26 protein-coding genes are annotated in these 21,861 nt (G+C 66.3%); 20 read left to right on the top strand and 6 right to left on the bottom strand.

Annotated elements, in window-relative coordinates; all coding sequences use genetic code 11:
* Positions 1 to 138: 138 nt before the first annotated feature.
* The 4 genes from phnC (at position 139) to phnE (E4K64_RS17545) (ending at position 3,759) form a co-directional block, all read left to right on the top strand.
* Positions 139 to 948 carry a phosphonate ABC transporter ATP-binding protein gene (gene phnC / locus E4K64_RS17560; protein WP_135164634.1) on the top strand — a complete coding sequence of 270 codons (810 nt, stop codon included), beginning with the start codon at positions 139 to 141 and terminating at the stop codon, positions 946 to 948.
* A gap of 72 nt (positions 949 to 1,020) precedes the next feature.
* Positions 1,021 to 1,959 (top strand): phosphonate ABC transporter substrate-binding protein, encoded by a 939-nt coding sequence (gene phnD, locus E4K64_RS17555; protein ID WP_135164633.1) that lies wholly within the window; start codon positions 1,021 to 1,023, stop codon positions 1,957 to 1,959.
* A gap of 73 nt (positions 1,960 to 2,032) precedes the next feature.
* On the top strand, positions 2,033 to 2,917 hold the full coding sequence (phnE, locus tag E4K64_RS17550) for a phosphonate ABC transporter, permease protein PhnE (protein WP_135164632.1): 885 nt from the start codon (positions 2,033 to 2,035) through the stop codon (positions 2,915 to 2,917).
* Positions 2,914 to 3,759 carry a phosphonate ABC transporter, permease protein PhnE gene (phnE, locus tag E4K64_RS17545; protein WP_135164631.1) on the top strand — a complete coding sequence of 282 codons (846 nt, stop codon included), beginning with the start codon at positions 2,914 to 2,916 and terminating at the stop codon, positions 3,757 to 3,759. The genes phnE (E4K64_RS17550) and phnE (E4K64_RS17545) overlap by 4 nt, the downstream gene beginning before the upstream one ends.
* Before the next feature lie 127 nt (positions 3,760 to 3,886).
* Here the strand turns inward: phnE (E4K64_RS17545) and phnF are convergent, their stop codons facing one another.
* Positions 3,887 to 4,615 (bottom strand): phosphonate metabolism transcriptional regulator PhnF, encoded by a 729-nt coding sequence (phnF, locus tag E4K64_RS17540; protein ID WP_135164630.1) that lies wholly within the window; start codon positions 4,613 to 4,615, stop codon positions 3,887 to 3,889.
* A gap of 120 nt (positions 4,616 to 4,735) precedes the next feature.
* Between phnF and phnG the strand changes: the two genes are divergently transcribed.
* Genes phnG through E4K64_RS17495 form a run of 9 tightly spaced genes read left to right on the top strand, consistent with a single transcriptional unit; the run spans position 4,736 to position 11,722 of the window.
* Complete coding sequence (phnG, locus tag E4K64_RS17535) at positions 4,736 to 5,200, top strand: phosphonate C-P lyase system protein PhnG (protein ID WP_135164629.1); 465 nt, start codon at positions 4,736 to 4,738, stop codon at positions 5,198 to 5,200.
* A gap of 4 nt (positions 5,201 to 5,204) precedes the next feature.
* Positions 5,205 to 5,813, top strand: a complete 609-nt coding sequence (phnH, locus tag E4K64_RS17530) for a phosphonate C-P lyase system protein PhnH (RefSeq protein WP_167772082.1) — start codon at positions 5,205 to 5,207, stop codon at positions 5,811 to 5,813.
* 3 nt (positions 5,814 to 5,816) lie between these two features.
* A complete protein-coding gene (locus E4K64_RS17525; protein WP_135164627.1) occupies positions 5,817 to 6,920 on the top strand; it encodes a carbon-phosphorus lyase complex subunit in 1,104 nt (367 codons plus the stop codon).
* Positions 6,917 to 7,813 (top strand): alpha-D-ribose 1-methylphosphonate 5-phosphate C-P-lyase PhnJ, encoded by an 897-nt coding sequence (locus E4K64_RS17520; protein ID WP_135164626.1) that lies wholly within the window; start codon positions 6,917 to 6,919, stop codon positions 7,811 to 7,813. The genes E4K64_RS17525 and E4K64_RS17520 overlap by 4 nt, the downstream gene beginning before the upstream one ends.
* Positions 7,806 to 8,603: a phosphonate C-P lyase system protein PhnK gene (phnK, locus tag E4K64_RS17515; RefSeq protein ID WP_135164625.1), complete on the top strand. Its 798-nt coding sequence runs from the start codon at positions 7,806 to 7,808 to the stop codon at positions 8,601 to 8,603. The genes E4K64_RS17520 and phnK overlap by 8 nt, the downstream gene beginning before the upstream one ends.
* A 22-nt stretch (positions 8,604 to 8,625) precedes the next feature.
* The gene (gene phnL / locus E4K64_RS17510) at positions 8,626 to 9,324 is read left to right on the top strand and encodes a phosphonate C-P lyase system protein PhnL (RefSeq protein ID WP_167772081.1); all 699 of its coding nucleotides are present in this window, start codon (positions 8,626 to 8,628) and stop codon (positions 9,322 to 9,324) included.
* A gap of 11 nt (positions 9,325 to 9,335) precedes the next feature.
* Positions 9,336 to 10,493: an alpha-D-ribose 1-methylphosphonate 5-triphosphate diphosphatase gene (locus E4K64_RS17505; RefSeq protein ID WP_135164623.1), complete on the top strand. Its 1,158-nt coding sequence runs from the start codon at positions 9,336 to 9,338 to the stop codon at positions 10,491 to 10,493.
* Positions 10,490 to 11,086, top strand: a complete 597-nt coding sequence (phnN, locus tag E4K64_RS17500; protein ID WP_135164622.1) for a phosphonate metabolism protein/1,5-bisphosphokinase (PRPP-forming) PhnN — start codon at positions 10,490 to 10,492, stop codon at positions 11,084 to 11,086. Before E4K64_RS17505 ends, phnN begins: the two co-directional genes overlap by 4 nt.
* Before the next feature lie 24 nt (positions 11,087 to 11,110).
* Positions 11,111 to 11,722 (top strand): pyridoxamine 5'-phosphate oxidase family protein, encoded by a 612-nt coding sequence (locus E4K64_RS17495; protein WP_135164621.1) that lies wholly within the window; start codon positions 11,111 to 11,113, stop codon positions 11,720 to 11,722.
* A gap of 188 nt (positions 11,723 to 11,910) precedes the next feature.
* On the opposite strand, the gene E4K64_RS17490 is transcribed toward E4K64_RS17495, so the two are convergent.
* Complete coding sequence (locus E4K64_RS17490; RefSeq protein WP_135164620.1) at positions 11,911 to 12,642, bottom strand: SDR family NAD(P)-dependent oxidoreductase; 732 nt, start codon at positions 12,640 to 12,642, stop codon at positions 11,911 to 11,913.
* A 392-nt stretch (positions 12,643 to 13,034) separates the two neighbouring features.
* On the opposite strand from E4K64_RS17490, the gene E4K64_RS17485 reads away from it, so the two are divergent.
* Together E4K64_RS17485 and E4K64_RS17480 are read left to right on the top strand one after the other, a co-directional pair.
* Complete coding sequence (locus E4K64_RS17485; protein WP_135164619.1) at positions 13,035 to 13,256, top strand: hypothetical protein; 222 nt, start codon at positions 13,035 to 13,037, stop codon at positions 13,254 to 13,256.
* 21 nt (positions 13,257 to 13,277) lie between these two features.
* The gene (locus tag E4K64_RS17480) at positions 13,278 to 14,231 is read left to right on the top strand and encodes an aliphatic sulfonate ABC transporter substrate-binding protein (RefSeq protein WP_135164618.1); all 954 of its coding nucleotides are present in this window, start codon (positions 13,278 to 13,280) and stop codon (positions 14,229 to 14,231) included.
* 14 nt (positions 14,232 to 14,245) lie between these two features.
* On the opposite strand, the gene E4K64_RS17475 is transcribed toward E4K64_RS17480, so the two are convergent.
* From E4K64_RS17475 to E4K64_RS17460, 4 genes are all read right to left on the bottom strand, one after another.
* The gene (locus tag E4K64_RS17475; protein WP_135164617.1) at positions 14,246 to 14,749 is read right to left on the bottom strand and encodes a DUF6496 domain-containing protein; all 504 of its coding nucleotides are present in this window, start codon (positions 14,747 to 14,749) and stop codon (positions 14,246 to 14,248) included.
* Positions 14,750 to 14,816: 67 nt separating this feature from the next.
* Complete coding sequence (locus E4K64_RS17470) at positions 14,817 to 15,599, bottom strand: alpha/beta fold hydrolase (RefSeq protein ID WP_135164616.1); 783 nt, start codon at positions 15,597 to 15,599, stop codon at positions 14,817 to 14,819.
* 4 nt (positions 15,600 to 15,603) lie between these two features.
* A complete protein-coding gene (locus tag E4K64_RS17465; RefSeq protein ID WP_135164615.1) occupies positions 15,604 to 16,899 on the bottom strand; it encodes an O-acetylhomoserine aminocarboxypropyltransferase in 1,296 nt (431 codons plus the stop codon).
* Positions 16,900 to 17,209: 310 nt separating this feature from the next.
* Positions 17,210 to 18,001, bottom strand: a complete 792-nt coding sequence (locus E4K64_RS17460; protein WP_167772080.1) for an IclR family transcriptional regulator — start codon at positions 17,999 to 18,001, stop codon at positions 17,210 to 17,212.
* 121 nt (positions 18,002 to 18,122) lie between these two features.
* Here E4K64_RS17460 and E4K64_RS17455 point away from each other — a divergent pair, with 121 nt between their 5' ends.
* The 5 genes from E4K64_RS17455 to E4K64_RS17435 are packed head-to-tail and all read left to right on the top strand — an operon-like array spanning position 18,123 to position 21,850.
* Positions 18,123 to 19,088 (top strand): Bug family tripartite tricarboxylate transporter substrate binding protein, encoded by a 966-nt coding sequence (locus E4K64_RS17455; RefSeq protein WP_135164613.1) that lies wholly within the window; start codon positions 18,123 to 18,125, stop codon positions 19,086 to 19,088.
* A 3-nt stretch (positions 19,089 to 19,091) separates the two neighbouring features.
* The gene (locus E4K64_RS17450; RefSeq protein WP_135164612.1) at positions 19,092 to 19,709 is read left to right on the top strand and encodes a flavin reductase family protein; all 618 of its coding nucleotides are present in this window, start codon (positions 19,092 to 19,094) and stop codon (positions 19,707 to 19,709) included.
* Positions 19,710 to 19,762: 53 nt separating this feature from the next.
* Complete coding sequence (locus tag E4K64_RS17445) at positions 19,763 to 20,623, top strand: fumarylacetoacetate hydrolase family protein (protein ID WP_135164611.1); 861 nt, start codon at positions 19,763 to 19,765, stop codon at positions 20,621 to 20,623.
* 3 nt (positions 20,624 to 20,626) lie between these two features.
* A complete protein-coding gene (gene hpaH / locus E4K64_RS17440; protein ID WP_135164610.1) occupies positions 20,627 to 21,430 on the top strand; it encodes a 2-oxo-hept-4-ene-1,7-dioate hydratase in 804 nt (267 codons plus the stop codon).
* Positions 21,431 to 21,454: 24 nt separating this feature from the next.
* Entirely contained in the window at positions 21,455 to 21,850 is a 396-nt protein-coding gene (locus tag E4K64_RS17435; RefSeq protein WP_135164609.1) for a RidA family protein, read from the top strand.
* The last annotated feature ends 11 nt before the right edge of the window (positions 21,851 to 21,861 follow it).

The raw sequence follows: 21,861 nt of genomic DNA, 5'->3' as shown, positions 1-21,861 counted from the left end.
TCAAGCGGCTTGATGACGATGTCATGACATCAAGATGACAGGGGATGAGCTGTGTAGGATCGCCGCACCGCAACGTCCCTGTCACACAAGTGTTAAGCGCCAGCGTTAGCGGTGGCCCCAGCTAATCTGGAGCGCTGCATGCTGGTGGTGGAAGGTCTGACGTGTCGCTTCGGCGCGAAAGCCGCGGTGGACGGTGCCTCGTTTCAAATTTCCCCCGGCGGCTTTGTCGGTGTGATCGGACGGTCCGGCGCCGGCAAATCGACCTTGCTGCGGAGCATCAACCGCCTGGTGACCCCGACCGAGGGGCGCATCCTGTTCGATCGCGTCGACGTCACCGCGTTGCGCGGCAAGGAGCTGCGGCAATGGCGGGCGCGCTCGGCGATGATCTTCCAGCAGTTCAACCTGGTCGGCCGGCTCGATGTCCTCACCAACGTCCTGATGGGACGGCTTGCGACGATGCCGGCCTGGCGTTCGCTTTCGCAAGTGTGGCCGGAGCAGGACAAGGCGCTGGCGATGTCCGCGCTCGAGCAGTTCGATATTGCTTCGCTCGCCGCGCAGCGCGCCGACCAGCTCTCCGGCGGTCAGCAGCAGCGCGTCGCGATCGCGCGCGCATTGGTGCAGCAGCCCGACATCATCCTCGCCGACGAGCCGATCGCTTCGCTCGACCCGCGCAACACCAAGATCGTGATGGATGCGCTTTTGCGCATCAACAAGCATTTCGGCATCACCGTGCTCTGTAACCTGCATTCGCTCGATCTCGCACGCAGCTATTGCGATCGCCTGATCGGCATGGCGCAGGGCCGCGTGGTGTTCGACGGCGCGCCGGCCGCGCTGACCGATCACGTCGCACGCGAGCTCTACGATCTCGAAGCCGCCGATGTCATGGGCGGCATGCCCGTGCCGGCGCCCGAGGGCGTCCCGGCGCTCGGAACGGCCGCGGCCGCCTGAGCGAAATCTGTTTCGTTGCAATTTTGTTGCATGTCTTTGCGTCAACCGACCCCAACCGATGAAGAGGGTATCATGATCACTCGCAGATTAGTCCTTGCCGGCGCCGCCGCGCTCGCGTTCACGGCCTCCGCCGCCGCCGCCGACGACTGGAAGGCCAAATATCCCGAGCTGACCTTCGCGGTCGTCCCGGCCGAGAATGCCTCCGGCGTCACCGAGCGCTGGGCGCCGTTCATGACCTATCTCTCCAAGGAACTGGGCGTGAAGGTCACGCTGCGCATCGCCAACGACTACGCCGCCGTGATCGAAGGCCAGCGCGCCGGCAACATCCACATTGCGAGCTACGGCTCGGCTTCGTTCGCCCGCGCCCGCCTCACCGGCGTCAAGACCGACGCTTTCGCCAACGACATCAACGCCGACGGCTCCACCGGCTATTATTCGGTGTTCTTCGTCAAGGCGAACAGCGCCTACAAGAAGATCGACGACCTCAAGGGCAAGAACCTCGGCCTGGTCGATCCGAACTCGACCTCCGGCAACAACGTGCCGCGCTTCGAGCTCGACAAGATGGGCATCCACGACGCCGAGGGCTATTTCAGCAAGGTCGTCTTCACCGGCAGCCACGAGAACGCGATGCTGGCGTTGTCGCAAGGGACGGTCGACGTCGCGGCCAACCAGTGGACCACCGACGACGATTCGACGCTGGCCCAAATGCTGACCAAGGGCATGCTGAAGAATGCCGACGGCTCGGCGATGAAGAAGGACGACTTCCGCATCATTCACAAGTCGGCACCGATCATCAACGGTCCCTACGCCTACAACTCCGACTTGCCGGACGACGCCAAGGCGGCCATCGCGAAGGCCTTCTTCGACGCGCCGGCGAAGGACAAGGCGGCGTTCGATCGCCTCCAGGACGGCCAGAAGAAGGGTTTCAATCACGCCACCACCAAGGATTGGGACGGCACGATCGAGCTGATCAAGTTCGTCGACGCGCTGCGTAAGAAGAAGGCGTCCTGATCTCGGGACGATGCCACTGGAGCCGGGTCCATCGACCCGGCTCTTTCTTTGACGGGACTCAAATCTCACGCCGATGACGACAGCGGTTTCGATCCTTCCCGAGCAGCAGCTCGCCGTGCTCAACGCCGCCTATCGCCAGGCGGTGGCCCGCCGGCGGCTCCGCCTCCTGTTCGGAGCCGCGATCTTCGCCGCAGCGCTGGCGCTCGCCGCGATCGGCGCCGAAGTCAATCTGCGCACGCTGTTCACCCATTTCGGCAATTTCATCAGCTATTTCGACCGTATCCTCACGCTCGACAGCGGCCAGCGGGTCTGGACCGATGTCGGCGAGTGGCTGTGGGGCTGGCGCAAATGGCTGAAGATGCTGGGCGAGACCCTGCTGATCTCCTATGTCGGCACGCTGATCGGCGCGACCTTGGCATTCTGCCTCAATTTCTTCGCGGCCGAGAACACCTCGCCCGCGCCCTGGCTGCGCTTCACGGTGCGGCGCCTGCTCGAATTCGCCCGCACCGTCCCCGGCATCGTGTTCGCGCTGGTCTTCGTCATCGCCTTCGGGCTCGGGCCGATGGCCGGCGTGCTCGCGATCGCGATCCATTCCACCGGCGCGCTCGGCAAGCTGTTCTCGGAGATCGTCGAGAACGCCGACATGAAGCCGGTCGAGGGCATCCGCTCGACCGGCGCGAGCTGGCTCGCCTGCATGCGCTTCGCCGTCGTGCCGCAGGTGACGGCGGGCTATGCCAGCTACGCGCTGCTGCGCTTCGAGATCAACGTGCGCGAAGCCTCGGTCATGGGCTTCGTCGGTGCCGGCGGCATCGGCCAGGAGCTCGTCGTCGCCATTCGCAAATTCTACTATTCGGACGTCAGCGCCATCCTGCTCACCATCATCGTCACCGTCTTCATCATCGACATCACCACGGGCTGGCTGCGCGGCCGCCTGTTCGGCAAGGAGGCGCGGACGTGACGCCGCACGAGGTCGATCCGCGAGAGCTTCGCGCGCGCTACCCCGATGTGTTCGACCGGCCGGCGTCGGCGCGGCTCGCGATGCCGGCGATGATCGTCGCGGCGTTCGCGATCCTGATTTACGGCCTCGTCGATCTCGACTTCTCGCCGTCGCGGTTCTTCGCCGGCCTCAGCCAGCTCGGCTGGATCACATTGATGATGATCCCGCCCGATCCCGGCTCCTCGCTGCCGGTCTATCTGAAGGCGCTCGGCGAGACGCTGTCGATCGCGGTGCTGGGCACGACGCTCGCCGCAATGTTCGCGCTTCCGGTCAGCCTGCTCGCCGCGCGCAACGTGGTGCCGTCGAGCATCCTGCGCTTTCCGGTTCGCCGCGTGCTGGATTCGATCCGCGGCGTCGACACCCTGATCTGGGCGCTGGTCTGGATCAACGTGGTCGGGCTCGGCCCGTTCGCCGGCGTGCTCGCCATCGCGGTGGCGGATTTCGGCGCCTTCGGCAAGCTGTTCTCCGAGGCGATCGAAGGCGCCGACCGCAAGCAGGTCGAGGGCATCCGCGCTTCCGGCGGCAGCGCGCTGCACGAGATCCGTTTCGGCCTGTTGCCGCAGGTGCTGCCCGTCATCGCCGGCCAGGTGCTCTATTTCATCGAATCCAACACGCGTTCGGCCACCATCATCGGCATCGTCGGTGCCGGCGGCATCGGCCTCCAGCTCGCCGAGCAGATCCGCGTGCTGGAATGGCAGAAGGTGTCGTTCCTGATCCTGATGATCCTGGTCGCGGTCGCCGCGATCGATTTCATCTCGAGCAAGCTGCGCTTTGCGATCATTGGCAAGCGAGCTGTCGCCTGATCGTCGGTGCCGTAGGGTGGGCAAAGGCGCGCTTGCGCCGTGCCCACGAACTTTCTCCGACATGATCAAAGTCGTGGGCACGCTGCGCTTTGCCCACCCTACGAGTCCCGTTTCTCGGAGGGTGCCCCTACGACTCCACCAGAAACTCCACCCGCTCCGCCGCAAAGCGCGAGTGCTTGGTCATCAGCGGCTTGCCCTGGAGATCGTGGTCGGTGGCGTCCACCACCAGGATCGGGCGTCCCAGCGCGAGATCCAGCCGTGCCGCGTCGGTGGCGTCCACGATGCCGGCGGTGATCCGGGTCGCGCCGCGGCGATAGTCGCGCACGCCATAATGCGCGAGCAGCTTCGTCATCGAGCGCGTCGCCGCGAACACCGCGCCCGCATTCGGAAACAGCTCGGCCGACAGCCAGGTGGTGGAGACGCAGATCGGGGTGCGGTCGGCAAGGCGGATCGCCTCGATCCGGACCAGGGGCGCGCCGGCTTTCATGCCCAGCTCGCGCGCCAGCTCGCGGGTCGCGACATCCTCGGAAGCCTCGATCAACTGGCCGCGCGGCTCGCGGCCGCCGGCGCCGACGATCTCCGAGAAACGGGTGCGCGAGCGCAGGGGGTAGGCGAGCTTCTGCGCTTCGACATAGGTGCCGCTGCCGCGCTCGGCGCGCACCAGGCCGCGCTCGGCGAGAGCTGCCAGCGCGCGCCGCACGGTGTGGCGGTTGACGCGATAGGTCTCGGCGATCTCCATCTCGCCCGGCAATTTGTCGCCGGCCGCGAAGCGGCCGTCGGCGATGCCGCGCTCGATGCCGTCGGCAACGAGGCGCCACAGCGCGACGCCGGACGATGCAGTGTCTTGCATGCTCATATCGCCGGTTAGCCTAGCCCAGAAATCACGGCTTTGTCACGAAACAGTCATGGCGCTCCCGTATGAAGTTGTCTATTATCATAGACAACTTCGGCGCGGCAAGTTCTGTCCAAAGGTTCGGTGAATCGGGTGACCCAGCACGACAACCAGCAAGCCCAGCGCAAGGCCGCCATGGCCGTGCTGGCGCACGCGGAGGCGGGCGAGATCGCCGCCCGCCTCCGCGACTTCGCTCTTCCGGAGCATCAGGATCTGCGCGCGCCGGAAAACGGCCTCGTTATGCTGCGCGGCCGGGTCGGCGGCGACGGCGCGCCCTTCAACCTCGGCGAGGCCACGGTGTCGCGCGCGGCCGTGAAGCTCGCGAGCGGCGAGGTCGGTTTCGGCTATACGCTCGGAAGGAACAGTGAGAAGGCGCGGCTGATCGCGCTGTGCGATGCGCTGGTGCAGTCCCGTGATTTCGGCGGCGCGGTGGAGCGGGATGTAATCGCGCCGTTGCGCGAGCAGCTTATGATTCGCCGCCAGCAGGCCGCGGCCGAGACCGCCGCGACGAAGGTTGATTTCTACACCATGGTGCGCGGTGAGGGGTGAGATCATGACCACGATTGCGGAATTGCCGCCGGGGTTCGCCGACAAGGTGCTGTCGGCGCAATCGACTTTTCGCTCGGTGATGGACGCGATGGCGCGGCCGGGCTCGCTCCAGCGCATCGTGCCGGGCGCGGGGGCACCCGATATGATGATGCGCGGCACCGCCGCGATCGCGCTGACGCTGTTCGACCACGACACGCCGCTCTGGCTCGATGCGCCGATGGCGGCGAGCCCGGACGTGATCAAATGGCTGAAATTCCACACCGGCGCGCCGGTGGTGCAGGATAGCTCGATCGCGAGTTTCGCGCTGATTGGCGACGCCGCCGCGCTTCCACCGCTCGAACGCTTCGCGCTCGGCACCAGCGAATATCCGGATCGCTCCACCACGGTCATCCTCCAGGTGGAGAGCCTCGACGCGGGTCGCAGCTTCGAGCTGCGCGGGCCCGGCATCGACGGTGCCGCGACGCTCCAGGCGTCGATCAGGCCGTTCGACCTGTTCGAGCGCTTGCGGTTCAACGAGCCGCTGTTTCCGCGCGGCATCGATATCGTGCTGGTCGCCGATGATGCCGTGGTCGCGATCCCCCGCACCACGCGCGTCGTGAGCAAGGGAAGCTGAAGCATGTATGTCGCAGTCAAGGGTGGCGAACGCGCCATCGAGAACGCCCATCGCCTGCTCGCCCACAAGCGGCGCGGCGACCACGGCGTTCCGGAGGTCACGCTCGACCAGATCTCGGAACAGCTCGGCCTCGCCGTGGACCGCGTCATGAGCGAAGGCTCGCTGTACGATCGCGAGCTCGCGGCGCTTGCGATCAAGCAGGCGCGCGGCGATCTGATCGAGGCGATCTTCCTGGTCCGCGCCTTCCGCGCCACGCTGCCGCGTTTCGGCGCCAGCGAGCCGGTCGACACCGGCGCGATGCGGGTGCAGCGGCGGGTGTCCTCGACCTTCAAGGACATTCCCGGTGGCCAGATCCTCGGGCCGACCTTCGACTATACCCACCGACTGCTCGATCCCTCGCTCGCGCAAGGCGTTGCGCCGGAGGCGCCGGCCACGGCCGATGCCTCCACGGCGCCGACGCCGCGCGTGACGGACATTCTCGGCCGCGACGGCTTGATCGAATCCTCGCCCCAGGCCGAGGACGGCGCCAGCGTCGGCGATCTCACCCGCGAGCCGCTGAATTTCCCGGCGGACCGCGACCTGCGGCTGCAGAATCTGGCGCGCGGCGACGAAGGGTTTCTGCTGGCGATGGGCTATTCCACCCAGCGCGGCTATGGCCGCAACCACCCGTTCGCCGGCGAGATCCGCTTCGGCGAGGTCGAGGTTGAGTTCTTCGCGGAGGACGCCGGCTTCGCCGTGCCGCTCGGCGCGATCGAGCTGACCGAATGCCAGATGGTCAACCAGTTCAAGGGCTCCGCGACCGAGGCGCCGTGCTTCACCCGCGGTTATGGCCTCGCCTTCGGCCAGAGCGAGCGCAAGACCATGTCGATGGCCCTGGTCGACCGGGCGCTGCGCGCCCGCGAGCTCGGCGAGGAGGTGCGTGCACCGGCGCAGGACGAGGAGTTCGTGATGTCGCATTCGGACAACGTCCAGGCGACGGGCTTCGTCGAGCACTTGAAGCTGCCGCATTATGTCGACTTCCAGTCCGAGCTCGGCCTGCTGCGCAAGCTGCGTCAGGAATTCGCAGATGCGCAAGCGCCCGAAGCCATGAAGGAGGCCGCGGAATGAACGCGCCGGCCTACAATTTCGCCTATCTCGACGAGCAGACTAAGCGGATGATCCGCCGCGCCATCCTCAAGGCGATCGCGATCCCCGGCTATCAGGTGCCGTTCGCCAGCCGCGAAATGCCGATGCCCTATGGCTGGGGCACTGGCGGCGTGCAGGTCACCGCCGCGATCCTCGGTCCTGCCGACGTGCTGAAGGTGATCGACCAGGGTTCCGACGACACCACCAACGCGATCTCGATCCGCAAATTCTTCGCCAAGACCGCGGGCGTCGCCACCACGACCGCGACGGAGGAGGCGACCGTGATCCAGACCCGTCACCGCATCCCGGAGGCGGCGCTGAGCGAGAACCAGGTGCTGGTCTATCAGGTGCCGATTCCGGAGCCGCTGCGCTTCCTCGAGCCGCGCGAGACCGAGACGCGGCGCATGCACGCGCTGGCCGAATACGGCCTGATGCATGTGAAGCTCTATGAGGACATCGCCCGCTTCGGCCACATCGCCACCGCCTATGCCTATCCGGTGAAGGTGAACGCGCGCTACGTGATGGACCCGTCGCCGACGCCGAAATTCGACAATCCCAAGATGGACAATTGCCCGGCGCTGCAATTGTTCGGGGCTGGCCGCGAGAAGCGCATCTACGCGATCCCGCCTTATACGCAGGTGGTATCGCTCGATTTCGAGGATCACCCGTTCGAGCCCTACCGCTTCAACGCGCCCTGCGCGCTGTGCGGCGCAGAGGATTCCTATCTCGACGAGATCGTCACCGACGACAAGGGCAGCCGCATGTTCGTCTGCTCGGACACCGATTATTGCGAGGGCCGGCAGGCCGCGGGCCACCACGGCAGCCTCAGCGCCGCGCCGTACAAGGACAAGGCGCAAGGAGGCGCGAATGGCTGATCCAGACCTGCACGAGAACGAGGAGCCGCTGCTGGTCGCGACGTCCCTCAGCAAGTCCTTCGGCCGCATCGCCGCGTGCCGCGACGTCTCGTTCGCGCTCTATCCCGGCGAGGTGCTGGCGATCGTCGGCGAATCCGGCTCAGGCAAGTCGACGCTGCTTCAGCTCCTGTCGGGCCAGCTCGCGGCCAGCGGCGGCCACGTCTCCTACCGCATGCGCGACGGTGTCACGCGCGATCTCGCCACGCTGGGCGAGGCCGAACGCCGCTTCCTGTTCCGCACCGATTGGGGCTTCGTGCACCAGGATCCCGCGCAGGGCCTGCGCATGGCGGTCTCGGCCGGCGCCAATGTCGGCGAGCGGCTGATGGCGGTGGGCTGGAACCATTATGGCCGCATCCGCGATACCGCGTCGGACTGGCTCACCCGCGTCGAGATCGACGTCGCACGCATCGACGATGCGCCGCGCACCTATTCCGGCGGCATGCGCCAGCGCCTCCAGATCGCGCGCAACCTCGTCACCGAGCCGCGGCTGGTGTTCATGGACGAGCCGACCGGCGGCCTCGACGTCTCCGTGCAGGCCCGCCTGCTCGATCTTCTGCGCAGCCTCGTCGCCGAGCTGCACTTGGCCGTCATCATCGTCACCCACGATCTCGCGGTCGCGCGGCTCCTGTCTCACAGGGTGATGGTGATGAAGGGCGGCAGGGTTATCGAGACCGGTCTCACCGACCAGGTGCTCGACGACCCCCGCGAGCCCTATACGCAACTCCTCGTCTCCTCGATTCTGCCGCCATGAGTCTTTCGATATGAGTTCTGCAATGACCGCCATGATTGATATCGCCGATGCCAACAAGACCTTCACGATGCACCTGCAGGGCGGCATCGAGCTGCCGGTCGTGCGCGGCGTGACCTTCCAGGTCAATCCGGGTGAGTGCGTCGTGCTGTCGGGTCCGTCGGGCGCCGGCAAGTCGTCGATCCTGAAGATGATCTTCGGCAATTACCGCTGCGACAGCGGCCGGATCGGCATCCGCCATCGCGGCGCGCTGATCGATCTCGCCAGCGCCGAGCCGCGCCAGGTGCTCAACGTCCGCCGCGCCACCATCGGCTATGTCAGCCAGTTCTTGCGGGCGGTGCCGCGCGTTGCCACCATCGACGTCGTCGCCGAGCCGCTGATCGTGAACGGCATGGCCCGCGCCGACGCACAGGCCCGCGCCGGCGAGTTGCTGCATCGCCTCAACATCCCCGAGCGGCTGTGGCGGCTGCCGCCCGCGACCTTCTCCGGCGGCGAGCAGCAGCGCGTCAACATCGCCCGCGGCTTCATCTCGGATCTGCCGATCCTGCTGCTGGACGAGCCGACCGCCTCGCTCGACGCCGCCAACCGCGGCGTGGTGGTCGAGCTGATTGCCGAGAAGAAGCGCCGGGGCGTCGCCGTGGTTGCCATTGTCCATGACGACGAAATCCGTCATCTGATTGCCGACCGCATCGTCGACGTCGCCAGCTTTGCCGCGGCGGCCTGAGGGACATGGAAATGAACGCCAAGCCGAAGGACATTGTGATCGCCAACGCCAGGATCGTGCTGGCCGATCGGGTGATCGAGCAGGGCTGGCTCGCTCTTGCCAACGGCCGCATTGCCGAGATCGGCGAGGGCCGGGCACCGGCAGGGGCGGAGGATGCCGGCGGCGACCTCATCATGCCGGGCCTGATCGAGCTTCACACCGACCATCTCGAAGCCCATTACGTGCCGCGGCCAAAGGTGTTCTGGAATCCGGTCGCCGCCGTGGTCTCCTATGACGGTCAGCTCGCCACATCAGGCATCACCACCGTGTTCGACTCGCTCCGGGTCTGGCGCGAGGACGGCGCCGAGGAGGTCGACGGCCGCGCCGGCGTGCTCGCCGCCGCGATCACGACCGCGCGCGATGCCAGCCTGCTGCGCGCCGACCACTTCCTGCACCTGCGCTGCGAGATCCCGATGCCGAGCGTGGTCGAGGAGGCCAGGGAGCTGATCGACCGCCCCGACGTCAAGCTGATGTCGCTGATGGACCACACACCCGGCCAGCGCCAGTTCCGCGACGAGGTCAAGCTGCGCGATTATTATCGCGGCAAGGGCGGCGGCAAGACCGATGCCGAGCTCGACGAGCTGTTCGCCAAGCGCTTCGAGTACCAGAAGCAATACGCCGCAAGCAATATGCGCGAGATCGTGGCGCTGGCGCATCGGTACAACATCCCGCTCGCGAGCCACGACGACACCACCGAGGAGAACGTCGCGGATGCCGTGCGCGACCGCGTCTCGGTCGCTGAATTCCCGACCACGCTGGAAGCCGCGCGTGCCCTGCATCAGGCCGGCATCGACATCCTGATGGGCGCGCCGAACGTGGTGCGCGGCGGCTCGCATTCCGGCAACATCGCCGCGGTCGATCTCGCCCGGGAAGGCCTGCTCGACATCCTGTCGTCGGACTACATCCCGTCGAGCCTCCTGATGGGCGCGCTGCAATTGCCCGAGCATGTGCCCGCCATCAGCCTTCCGGCGGCGATCCGCACGGTGACGAAGGCGCCCGCCGAGGCGGTCGGTCTCACCGACCGCGGCGAGGTCGCGACCGGCAAGCGCGCCGATCTGATCCGCGTGCATGTTGCAGGCCACGTTCCCGTCGTCCGCAGCGTCTGGCGCGAAGGACACCGCGTCGCATGAGCGAGACGGCGACCACGGCCGAGGGCGAGGCGGGCGCGATCGGCCCGGGCCGGCTCGTGCTCGTGGTCGGCCCCAGCGGCGCCGGCAAGGACACGCTGCTGCGGCTGGCGCAGGCGGCCTGCGCCGATGATCCCAGCGTCGTGTTTCCGCGCCGTATCGTGACGCGCGCGTCATCGCCCGATGAAGACAATATCGCGATAAGTCCCGACGAATTCGACCGTGCGCGGGATCATGGTGACTTTGCCGTGCACTGGGACGCGCACGGACATTCCTATGCGCTGCCGCGCGAGATCAACGACCATATCCGCGCCGGACGCACGGCCGTCGCCAACGTCTCGCGCACGGTGATCGGCGCGCTGCGCCAGACCTATGCCAATGTCGTGGTGGTCGCGATCACGGCGCCGCCGGAAGTGCTGGCGCAGCGGCTTGCCGCGCGGGCGCGGCAGAGCGATGGCAACATCGCCGAACGTCTCACCCGCAGCATCGACGACGCGACGGCGCAGGCCGACGTCACCATCCTCAACGCCGGCAGAGCGGAGGATCACAGCCGCGAGCTCGTCCGCGTCATCAGGAACGAAGGCCGGCGAGAATAGCCGGTCCACCACGGAGAGAACGGAATGTCGGTGATCGAAACGGTCGAGCAGTTAGAGGCCATCTACGGCGTCACCAACGACGCCTCGACAGTGAAAGTCGCCGACCACGTCACGCCGCTCTATCGCGTCTTCGTCGAGAAGGCACCGTTCGCCGCGCTCGCCACCATCGGGCCGGAAGGCATCGATTGCTCGCCGCGCGGCGACCGGCCCGGCTTCGTCCGTGTTCACGATCCCAAGACGTTGATGCTTCCGGACCGTCGCGGCAACAACCGTGTCGATTCGCTGCGCAACATCGTGCGCGATCCCAGGGTGTCGCTGATGTTCCTGATTCCCGGCTCCGGCAACGCGGTCCGTGCCAACGGCCGCGCCCATCTCTCGGTCGATCCCGAGCTCCTGGCCTCGTTCAAGGTCGAAGGCAAGGCGCCGCGTAGTGTCATGGTGATGCATGTCGACGAGATCTACTTTCAATGCGCCCGCGCCATCGTCCGCTCCGACCTCTGGAATCCCGACAAGCGCATCGACCCCAAGACGCTGCCGACCCCGGGCCAGATCCTCGCCGAGATGAGCGACAACAAGGTCGGCGGCGCGGAATACGACCGCATCTGGCCCGAGCGCGCGGCCGCGACGATGTGGTGATTCTTCTCTCCTCTCCCCTTGTGGCAGAGGTTGGCTCGCCGCGATAGCGGCGAGACGGGTGAGGGGTTTGTCTCCGCAAGCACATCTCTCGCGATTTTACTTTGCGGATAGATACCCCTCATCCGGCGCTTCGCGCCACCTTCTCCCACAAGGGGAGAAGGAAAGAGAGTCCGCGGCGACGGCTACCCCTAGTTAAACGCCATCCCGCCGCTGAGCGCCACGGTCTGCCCGGTCATGTATGCGTTGTCGACCAGCAGCATCACCGCTTTCGCCACCTCCTCTGCCCTGCCGAAGCGGCCGAGCGGGATGCGGCTGACGAGCTGGGGCTGGCCGCTCATCATGTCGGTCTCGATCAGCGACGGCGCCACTGCGTTGACGGTGATGCCCTCCTTCACCAGCCGCGCGGCATAGCCTCGCGTGAGACCTTCCATGCCGGCCTTGGACGCATTGTAGTGCGGGCCGATCGAGCCGGCGCCGCGCGCCGCGCCCGAGGAGATGTTGACGATGCGGCCCCACTTCCTGGCGCGCATCGACGGCAGCACGGCCTGCGTGCACAGGAAGGCGGATTTCAGGTTGACCAGGATGGTGCGGTCGAAATCGTCTTCGGTGAGATCGTCGATGCCGCGCGTGATGGCGATGCCGGCATTGTTGACGAGGATGTCGATCGGCCCGAGCCCGGCCGTGACGCGCTCGACCATTGCGGCCACGGCCTCGCGCTGCGAGACGTCGGCGGCGACGACGATGGCGCGGCCGCCTTGTTTGCCGATCTCGCCGGCCAGCTGCTCGGCCTGCCCGATCCGCTCGCGGCAATTGATCGCCACCGCAGCGCCTGCTTCGGCCAGCGCGCGACACACGGCGGCGCCAATTCCGCGCGAGCCGCCGGTCACGAGCGCGGTGCGCCCCTTCAGATCATCAGCCATCTCTGGACCTCCCGAATTGCGTGCGTTTTGGCGCCAGAAGCGTATCACGCCGCCCGTGCGCCTGTGTTGAACTCATCGCGAGATGAATCCGTCTGCTAGTGCTTGCGCCGAGAGAAGCGCCCCAGCGCGCCGGCCGTAAATATGGATAGCCATTTCATTGACCAATCGTGCCAACCGCTCGATATTCGGAGCATCGAAACTGCTCCTCGAGCTTGATGCCGCGATATGAGAATGGATCACCAGCGTAACCAAGGCGACATGCGTTCGTGCATGACGCGGCGCTGTTTCTCGGCGGCAACAGGCGCCTGTTGTCGTTGCTGACCGCCTCCTAGCAGCACCTCACACCGAAGATCCCCAAACAGGAACGCCGAGATTTCGGCGAACGAGCAGTCATGTCCCAGGCTCCGTCGAATGCCTACATCATCGAGATCCACGACCGCGCCGCCGGCATCATCACGCGAGATGAGCGCGGCTTTCGCTTCTTTTCCTCCGAGCGCCTGTTCGACAGTCTCGAAGGCCGCCAGTTCCGTTCGGCCCGCGACGCCGAGCGCGCCGCACGCGCCGTGCTCTCGGAGCGGAGCCGTCGCGCGAGTTCCCCGCTCCTCGCCAGCTGATCCCACCGAAAGGACCGCAACATGATTCCACGACGACATATCCTGACCGCAGCGCTGCTCATCGCTACCGCCGTCGTCGCCCCCGTGCGCGCCGCAGACAAACCGGCGGAAATCCGCATCGGCACGCAGAAGGGCGGGTTCTTTCCGGCTGTGCGCCAGCGCCAGACGCTTGAGAACGCCTTCAAGCCGCTCGGTATCGAGATCAAGTGGATCGACTTCCAGTTCGGTCCACCGCTGCTGGAGGCGATCAATGTCGGCAGCGTCGATTTCGGCTTCGTTGGCGATACGCCGCCGATCTTCGCGCAGGCCGGCGGCGCCAAGATTCGCTACGTGGCCGCGGTGAAATCGGAAGGCAACACACAGGCGATCGTCGTGCCGAAGGATTCACCGATCAAGACGCTCGCTGATCTCAAAGGCAAGCGCGTCGCCTTCGGCAAGGGATCCAGTGCGCATAATCTCCTCGTTGCCTCGCTTGAGAAGGCCGGCCTGTCCTGGTCCGACATCACACCGGCGCCGCTCGCGCCGGCGGACGCAACAGCGGCCTTCGTGAAGGGCTCGGTCGAGGCCTGGTCGATCTGGGATCCCTATCTGGCGCTCGCGGAATTGAAGGAGAACGCGCGCGTTCTCGCCTTCGACAAGGATGTCCACAAACCGAACGGCTATTACATCGCCAACACGGATTTCGTCGAAAGGTATCCCTCGCTGGTCGCCAAGCTCAACGCCAGCTTCGCCTCCGAAGGCGTGTGGGCAGAGACGCATCACGAGGAGGTCGCGCAGGCGCAGTCCGAGGCAACGGGCGTGGACATCGAGGCTGTCCGCCGCTTCGTCAATCGCTCGACCTACAGCGTGGTGCCGCTCGACGCGGAGGTGATCAAGACGCAGCAAGCGGTTGCCGACCGCTTTGCAAAGCTCGGCCTCATCCCGAAGCCGGTCAACGTGTCCGACATCGTCTGGAAATGGACGCCGGGCTCCTGAAGCAGCGCGACTGATCAACTCCTGCGGCGCGCCCTGGTGCGTGCCGCCTTCTTTGCCGCGGCGGAGCGGACCTTGGCGCCCTTGGTCCGGCTGGCCTTCCGTGCCGCGGCTGAACGCGATGCTGCGGATCGCCGGCTCGCGGCGCGCTTGCCCTGTTTCGACAGCGCGCTGCGCGATGCGGTCGAGCGCGGCTCCTTCTTCAACACGCCTTCGACCGCGCGCGATACCTTCGGGCGGCGTTTCGCGGTGCGCTTGCCCTGACCGACCTCATAGGCATATTGGGCGCTGCGGCGCGTCGCCTTTTTGGTGCGTCCCTTGCGCGGTGGCGGCAGGTCGACGCCGGCGCGGCGTGCCTCGGAGAGGCCGATCGCGATGGCCTGTTTCGTCGAGCGGGCGCCGTGCTTGCCTTTGCGGATCCTGTCGATCTCGTCCTTGACGAATTCGCCGGCCTGCGTGCTCGGCGACTTTCCGGCGCGCTTGTCCTGCCTCGCTTTACGAATGATCTCTTGTCTTGGCATGGTCGAGTTCCCCTTTGGAGTCACAGGGATATCCGACCGAACGCACGACGCGGACGATTGATCCTTTTCAGTTCCGCAAGGCCGTCAGCAATTCATCCGGACGCTCGGCCATGATCATGTGCCCCGCGCCCGGCACAACCACGGTCTTCGCATGCGGGATCGCCGCGGCGAGCGCCTTGCCGGCTTTCGCCGGCGTCATCATGTCCCGCTCGCCCAGGATCAACGTTGTCGGCACCTTGACGCTCGCCGCGGCTTGAAGCGCATTCGTATAGGAATTGCAGGCCGACAGATCCCTGAACAGGACGCCAGGCTCGCACGCCTTCAGCACCGCCTGCGCGCCGCCATGCATCCACAGGCCCGGCGCGAGGCTGCCGCCGAGCTCGGCGTTGAAGCCGAGGCCCCAGATCGCGACCATGTCGTTGGCATCCTGCGAGTTGGCTTCGGCGGCCTTCAGCAGATCCGGGCCGACCGTCATGGTCGCGGCGGTGCCGATCAGGCTCAGCGCGGAGATCTTGTCGGGATGCCGGGCCGCCGTCTCCAGCGAGATCAGCGATCCCATGGAATGGCCGATCAGATGCGCCTTTGCGCTTCCTGCCGCATCGAGCAGCGCCGCGGTCCAATCCGCCATCTCCGCGATGCTGCCGAGCGAAGGCCCTGCCGAGCGGCCGTGCCCGGGCAGATCAGGCGCCAGCACGGCAAAGCCGTGATGAGCGAACCAGCGCGTATGCAGCGCCCAGGTCGAATGATCAAAGCCGGCGCCATGGATAAACACGACCGCAGGCAAGGACTTGTCGAAGTCGCGGCCGCCGGTTGCGACGAACACATCAGCGCCGTTGACGGAGAGCTTCATGGTGTCAGACCTTTTGCGAGATGCGCAGCGCCTGCGCCAGATCGTCGATGATGTCGCTCGCGGTCTCGATGCCGACCGAGAGCCGCACCAGCTCCTCGCCGATGCCGGCGTCCCTGAGCTGTTCGGCGTCCATCTGCTGATGCGTGGTCGAGGCCGGGTGGATCACCAGCGTCTTGGCGTCGCCGACATTGGCGAGATGGCTGATCATGCGCAGGCTCTCGATGAATTTGCGCCCGGCGGGCCGTCCGCCCTTGATGCCGAAGGAGATGATCGAGCCGGCGCCGCGCGGCAGGAGCTGCTTGGCGAGCTGATAATCCGTGTGCGTCTCCAGCGAGGGATGCAGCACCCAGTCGACCGCCTTGTTGGACTTCAATGCTTCCAGCACGAGGTGGGTGTTTTGCATGTGGCGGTCCATGCGCACGCCCAATGTCTCGATGCCCTGCAGCAGCTGGAATGCGTTGGTCGGCGACAGGCAGGCGCCGAAATCGCGCAGGCCTTCGGTCCGGGCGCGCATGATGAAGGCCGCCGTGCCGAATTGCTCGTCGAAGACGATGCCGTGATAGCCGCCATAGGGCTCGGTCAGCACGCCGAACTTTCCGGAAGAGCGCCAGTCGAAGCGGCCGCCGTCAATGATCGCGCCGCCGATCGCGATGCCGTGGCCGCCGATCCATTTGGTCGCCGAATGCATGACGATGTCGGCGCCGAGCTCGATCGGCCGGCTGAGATAGGGCGTGGCGAAGGTGTTGTCGATCAGCAGCGGAATCTTCGCGTCATGCGCGATCTGCGCGACCTTGGGGATGTCGAGCACTTCCAGCCCGGGATTGCCGATGGTCTCGCCGATCACGAGTTTCGTGTTCGGCTTGATGGCGCTGCGGAACGCGTCGAGGTCGCGCGGCTTGACGAACGTGGTCGTGATGCCGAAGCGCGGCAGCGTATGCGCCAAAAGGTTGATGGTGCCGCCATAGAGCGAGCTCGACGCCACGATGTGGTCGCCGGCATTGAGCAGCGTCGCGATCGCCAGATGCAGCGCGGCCATGCCGCTCGCGGTGCAGATCGCACCGACGCCGCCTTCGAGCGCGGCGAGCCGCTCCTCCAGCACGCCGGTGGTCGGATTGGAGATACGCGTATAGATGTGGCCGGCGCGCTCGAGATTGAACAGTGCAGCGGCGTGGTCGGAATCCTGGAACACATAGGACGTGGTCTGATAGATCGGCACCGCGCGGGCGCCGGTCACGGGATCCGGATGCTGGCCCGCATGCAGGCTCAGGGTCTCGAAGGCAGGCGGTTTGGGCGCGGGCATGCATGGCCTCGTTGGGTCGGTCGGCGGTGGGGGCGTTGTGCCACAGAATCGCGCGCCACGTCAGCCCATTGACAGCGTTGGATGGCGGCGTGCAGCGCCTACCTGTGACGCGAGTTGCAGCCGTAGCGGCGGTGCGCTCCCTCGCCCCGCTTGCGGGGAGAGGGTTGGGGTGAGGGGGAGTCTCCGCGGGGACGGTGAGAGTTGGACTCGCGGCGAGCCCCCTCACCCGGAACTTGCTCCGCAAATTCCGGCCTCTCCCCGCAAGCGGGGAGAGGCGAAGAATTACTGCCCGCGCGTCAGTCTGCTATGCTCAACCCCCGATCGCCTGCTCGATGATCTGCGCCTCCCGCAACAGGATCTCCGCGACCTCCTGCTCGCGCCTTGGGCCGAGCCGCGTTCGCACCGCGGAGACGGTCATGGCTGCGGCGGGGCGGCCGTCCGGGGTCTTGATCCAGGTCGAGATCGACTTCGTGCCCTGCACGAGGCCGATCTCTCTCATGCCGTATCCCAGCCGCCGCGCGGCGGTGATCTCGCCGAGGACCGTCGCCGTATCGGTCCGGTAAGCCTCGAACCGCTTCTCGTTGGCCGCGACGATCTTTCGCGCCTCCGGCGCCGGCATCGCGGCGAGGATGGCGACGCCCGCGCTGGAGACGCCGAGCGGCCGGCGCGCGCCGACCTCGATCGACAGCACCTGGATCGGATAGACGCCGATCCGGCGATCGACGCACAGCGTGTCGTTGCCGGTGCGCACGGTCAGGAACAGCGTGTCGCCGATCTCGGCGGAGGCCCGCCGCAGCGACGGATTGGCGGCGACCAGCAGCCGCGAGGGGCGCGGCCGCGCCAGCGCCAGCTCCGGCACCTGGTTGCCGATCGCGTAGCGGCCGCTGCGCGCGTTCCGCTCGACGATGCCTTCCTCGATCAGCACGTGGACGATGCGATGCACGGTCGGGCGGGTGAGGCCGGTCGCCTGCACGACCTCTGCCAATGGCACACCGGCCTCTCGGCCGGCGGCAAGAATGCGCAGCACGGCGAGCGCGCGCCGGATCGCCTGCGCGCCCTGCCGCGGTGTTGCCGCGTTGCGAGCGATCTTGGTTCTGTCCATAATATGGACAACAACGCCACAATTCACTCGACAGGTAAAGCGCGCATCTGGAGATTGCAGCCGAATCGAATTGCCTTGCGGGGCACTCGACATGGAATTGAAGCGCTGCCGGGAGGTTAACATGAGATTAATCTGGATTGCCATAGCCGCCGTCACTGCGATGCTGGCGGGGCCCGCATCGGGCCAGCAATGGCCGGCACGCAGCGTCAAGCTGATCGTGCCTTATCCCGCCGGCGGCAATGTCGACAGCGCCGCGCGCATCGTCGCCGACAAGCTGCAGGAAAAGCTCGGCCAGCCTTTCATCATCGAGAACAAGGCCGGCGCCGGCGGCATGATCGCGGGCGAGGCCTTCGCCAAGTCCGCGCCCGACGGCTACACGCTGTTCGTCGGCGCCAACGGTCCGGTGCTGTTCGCGACCGAGATCAACAAGCGCGAGGCCTATAATTGGAAGAAGGACTTCCTGCCGATCTCGACCATCTCGATGACGCCGCTGGTGCTCGAAGTGCATCCGTCGGTGCAGGCAACGACCTTCAAGGAATTCATCGATCTCGCCAAGCGCGAGCCCGGCAAGCTGACCATGGCCTCGCCCGGCCCCGGCACCACCAACCATCTGCTCAGCGAGCTGATGCAGTCGAACCTCGAGCTGCAATGGGTCACCGCGCATTATCGCGGCAATGCGCCGGCGATCAACGACCTGCTCGGCGGGCAGGTGCAGTTCGCGTTCGACCAGCTCACGGTCAGCCTGCAGCACATCAAGGCCGGCCTGTTCCGCGCACTGGCCGTCACCAGCCCGCATCGACTGAAATCGCTGCCCGACGTGCCGACCTTCGCCGAGCTCGGTTACAAGGATTTCGACGGCCAGACCTTTACCGGCCTGTTCGCACCGGCGGGCACGCCCGCGCCCGTCATCGACAAACTGCACGAGACGCTGGTTGCGATCCTGAAAGACCCTGGCGTGGTCGACAAGTTCGAAAAGCTCGGCGGCGAAGCCACGCCGATGACGCCGGACGAATTCAAGGCCTATCTCGAGCGCGAGGACGCCAAGTGGATTCCGGTCGTGCGCAAGGCCAACATCAGGGCGGACTGACCGATGCGGATCGATCCCAGCGAGCTCGGCGCCGAGCGCATCTACCGGCTGATGACCGGCATCGTGGTGCCGCGCCCGATCGCCTGGGTCACGAGCCTGTCGAGCAAGGGCGTGCTCAACCTCGCCCCGTTCAGCGCCTTCACCTTTGTCTCGCAGAAGCCGCCGATGCTCGCCATCAGCGTCGGCCGCAAGGGCGCCGATTACAAGGACACCGCGCACAACATCCTCGACACCGAGGAATACGTCATCCACATCGCCGATACCCCGCTGATGTCGGCGGTGCACGATTCGTCGGTCGAGCATCCGCCAGAGATCAGCGAGGTCGAGCATCTCGGCCTGGAGACGCTGCCCTGCGAGTGCATCAAGGTGCGGCGGCTCGCTGCCGCGCCGGTCGCGATGGAATGCCGCTTCCGGCAATGCCTGGAGTTCGGCGATGCCAAGAGCCGGCTGATCGTCGGCGAGGTCGTGATGTTCCATCTGCGCGACGGCCTCGTGAACGACGGCAAGGTCGAAACCAGGGCGCTCGATCCGATCGCGCGCATCGGCGGTCCCCGCTACGCCCGTCTCGGCGAGATCGTGACGCTGAACACGGTGTTCCAGACGCCCAAATCGAAGGACTGAGCGCGCGGGCCGGTCGCCGGCCAGGCTGCCTCGACATCATCGGAGGAATTACAATGCGACTCCTGAGCTATCTGGTGGATGGAGCGCCGCGTTACGGCGCGGCCGTCGAAGGCGGCGTCGTCGATCTCACCAAGCGGATCGGCCGCGACTATTCCGACGTCAAGGCGCTGATCGCGGCCAACGCGCTTTCCGACGCGCAGGAAGCCATCGCCGGGCAAACGCCCGACTACGCGCTGGACCAGCTCGTCCTGCTCCCGCCGGTGCTGGCGCCGGAAAAGCTCTGGTGCATCGGCGTCAACTACGCCGAGCGCAACGCCGAATACAGGGACAATTCGGACCTGCCCAAATATCCCAGCCTGTTCGTGCGCAGCATGTCGTCGATGACCGGCTCCGGCCAGCCGCTGGAGAAGCCGAAGGTCTCGGAGCAGCTCGACTATGAGGGCGAGCTCGTCATCGTGATCGGGCAGGGCGGTCGTCACATCCCGCGCGAGCAGGCGTGGTCGCACATCTTCGGCATGACGCTGTGCAACGAGGGCACGATCCGCGACTGGCTGCGCCACGGCAAGTTCAACGTCACGCAGGGCAAGAATTTCGACCGTTCCGGCAGCATCGGCCCGTGGATCGTCACGTCGGACGAGCTCGACCCGCGCGGACCGCACGACATCGTCACGCGCGTCAACGGCGAGGTGCGGCAGCAGGACACGACCGAGCGGCTGATGTTCCCGTTCGATGTCCTGATCTCCTACCTCTCCACCTTTGCGACGCTCAAGCCCGGCGACATGATCGTCACGGGCACGCCGACCGGGGCAGGCGCGCGCTTCGATCCGCCGCGCTGGCTGAAGGTCGGCGACGTGGTTGAGGTCGAGTCGAGCCGCATCGGCGTGCTGCGCAACAAGGTCGCCGCGGAGAGCTAGATCATGCTGGACACTGCGACGATCGAACGCCTGGCCGCGCGCTTAGATGAGGCCGAGCGCAGCAAGACGTTGATTCCGATGTTCACGAAGGACTATCCGGATTTCAGCATCGAGGATGCCTACGCCGTCCAGCGCGCCTGGACCAGGCTTCAGCTCGGCCGCGGCCGCATCGTCAAGGGCCACAAGATCGGCCTGACCTCGAAGGCGATGCAGAACGCGGTCGGCATTTCCGAGCCGGACTACGGCGTGCTGTTCGCCGACATGTTCTATGCCGATGCGACGCCGATCCCGTTCGATCGCTTCCACGCACCGCGCATCGAGGTCGAGCTCGCCTTCGTGCTGAAGGCGCCGCTGCGCGGGCCCGACTGCACCATCTTCGACGTGCTCAACGCCACCGACTACGTCACGCCCGCGCTGGAGATCCTGGAGACGCGCATGCACCGCGTCGATCCCGAGACCGGCAAGACCCGCAAGGTCATGGACACGATCTCGGACAATGCGGCCAATGCCGCGCTGGTGCTCGGCGGCCGGCCGATCCGCCCGATGGATGCCGATCTGCGCTGGATCGGCGCGCTGCTGTTCCGCAACGGCGAGGTCGAGGAGACCGGGCTTGCCGCCGGCGTGCTCAATCATCCCGCCAACGGCATCGCCTGGCTCGCCAACCGCCTCGCGCCGCATGACGAGCATCTCGCCGCCGGCGAAGTGGTGCTGGCGGGATCGTTCACGCGGCCTGTCGATATCCGTCGCGGCGACACGTTCCACGCCGACTACGGCCCGTTCGGCTCGGTGTCGTGCCAGTTCGTCTGAACCAACAATAAGAGGGAGCGCACCATGACAAGTCAAAAGCGGCGCAAAAGCATTCACATCGGCGGCTTCAAGCACGTCAATCCGATTCCGAACGCCTGCCGCATCGGCAATCTCGTGATGTCGGGCGTCATCCTCGGCCGCGACCCCGCGACCAATACGATGCCGGAGAGCCTCGAGGCGCAATGCGCCAACATGTTCGCGCATATGAGGGCGACGGTGGAAGCCGCCGGCGGCAGCACCGATGACATCATCAAGATGACGGTCTGGCTGAAGGACCGCAGCAACCGCGGACCTGTGAATGTCGAGTGGCTGAAGATGTTCCCGGACGAGCATTCGCGCCCGGCGCGCCACGCGCTGCCGATGGACCATATGGATGGCGGCGCGCTGGTGCAGTGCGACTTCACCGCCGTGATCGACTGAAGGAGCGCTTG

Source organism: Bradyrhizobium frederickii (assembly GCF_004570865.1).
Classification (GTDB): Bacteria; Pseudomonadota; Alphaproteobacteria; order Rhizobiales; family Xanthobacteraceae; genus Bradyrhizobium; species Bradyrhizobium frederickii.
The sequence above is the reverse complement of the archived record's forward strand: the minus strand, read 5'-3'. Positions and strand labels throughout refer to the sequence as shown.

Excerpts from the sequence above, each read along its gene's own strand:
- E4K64_RS17495 (WP_135164621.1), top strand. The coding sequence starts at position 11,111 with ATGTCGGTGATCGAAACGGTCGAGCAGTTAGAGGCCATCTACGGCGTC.
- phnC (WP_135164634.1), top strand. The coding sequence starts at position 139 with ATGCTGGTGGTGGAAGGTCTGACGTGTCGCTTCGGCGCGAAAGCCGCG.
- E4K64_RS17455 (WP_135164613.1), top strand. The coding sequence starts at position 18,123 with ATGAGATTAATCTGGATTGCCATAGCCGCCGTCACTGCGATGCTGGCG.
- E4K64_RS17480 (WP_135164618.1), top strand. The coding sequence starts at position 13,278 with ATGATTCCACGACGACATATCCTGACCGCAGCGCTGCTCATCGCTACC.
- E4K64_RS17450 (WP_135164612.1), top strand. The coding sequence starts at position 19,092 with ATGCGGATCGATCCCAGCGAGCTCGGCGCCGAGCGCATCTACCGGCTG.
- phnF (WP_135164630.1), bottom strand. The coding sequence starts at position 4,615 with ATGAGCATGCAAGACACTGCATCGTCCGGCGTCGCGCTGTGGCGCCTC.
- E4K64_RS17445 (WP_135164611.1), top strand. The coding sequence starts at position 19,763 with ATGCGACTCCTGAGCTATCTGGTGGATGGAGCGCCGCGTTACGGCGCG.
- E4K64_RS17435 (WP_135164609.1), top strand. The coding sequence starts at position 21,455 with ATGACAAGTCAAAAGCGGCGCAAAAGCATTCACATCGGCGGCTTCAAG.
- phnE (WP_135164632.1), top strand. The coding sequence starts at position 2,033 with ATGACGACAGCGGTTTCGATCCTTCCCGAGCAGCAGCTCGCCGTGCTC.
- E4K64_RS17485 (WP_135164619.1), top strand. The coding sequence starts at position 13,035 with ATGTCCCAGGCTCCGTCGAATGCCTACATCATCGAGATCCACGACCGC.
- E4K64_RS17470 (WP_135164616.1), bottom strand. The coding sequence starts at position 15,599 with ATGAAGCTCTCCGTCAACGGCGCTGATGTGTTCGTCGCAACCGGCGGC.
- E4K64_RS17490 (WP_135164620.1), bottom strand. The coding sequence starts at position 12,642 with ATGGCTGATGATCTGAAGGGGCGCACCGCGCTCGTGACCGGCGGCTCG.
- E4K64_RS17505 (WP_135164623.1), top strand. The coding sequence starts at position 9,336 with ATGAACGCCAAGCCGAAGGACATTGTGATCGCCAACGCCAGGATCGTG.
- E4K64_RS17475 (WP_135164617.1), bottom strand. The coding sequence starts at position 14,749 with ATGCCAAGACAAGAGATCATTCGTAAAGCGAGGCAGGACAAGCGCGCC.
- phnH (WP_167772082.1), top strand. The coding sequence starts at position 5,205 with ATGACCACGATTGCGGAATTGCCGCCGGGGTTCGCCGACAAGGTGCTG.
- phnN (WP_135164622.1), top strand. The coding sequence starts at position 10,490 with ATGAGCGAGACGGCGACCACGGCCGAGGGCGAGGCGGGCGCGATCGGC.
- E4K64_RS17525 (WP_135164627.1), top strand. The coding sequence starts at position 5,817 with ATGTATGTCGCAGTCAAGGGTGGCGAACGCGCCATCGAGAACGCCCAT.
- E4K64_RS17520 (WP_135164626.1), top strand. The coding sequence starts at position 6,917 with ATGAACGCGCCGGCCTACAATTTCGCCTATCTCGACGAGCAGACTAAG.
- hpaH (WP_135164610.1), top strand. The coding sequence starts at position 20,627 with ATGCTGGACACTGCGACGATCGAACGCCTGGCCGCGCGCTTAGATGAG.
- phnD (WP_135164633.1), top strand. The coding sequence starts at position 1,021 with ATGATCACTCGCAGATTAGTCCTTGCCGGCGCCGCCGCGCTCGCGTTC.
- E4K64_RS17465 (WP_135164615.1), bottom strand. The coding sequence starts at position 16,899 with ATGCCCGCGCCCAAACCGCCTGCCTTCGAGACCCTGAGCCTGCATGCG.
- E4K64_RS17460 (WP_167772080.1), bottom strand. The coding sequence starts at position 18,001 with ATGGACAGAACCAAGATCGCTCGCAACGCGGCAACACCGCGGCAGGGC.
- phnL (WP_167772081.1), top strand. The coding sequence starts at position 8,626 with ATGACCGCCATGATTGATATCGCCGATGCCAACAAGACCTTCACGATG.
- phnK (WP_135164625.1), top strand. The coding sequence starts at position 7,806 with ATGGCTGATCCAGACCTGCACGAGAACGAGGAGCCGCTGCTGGTCGCG.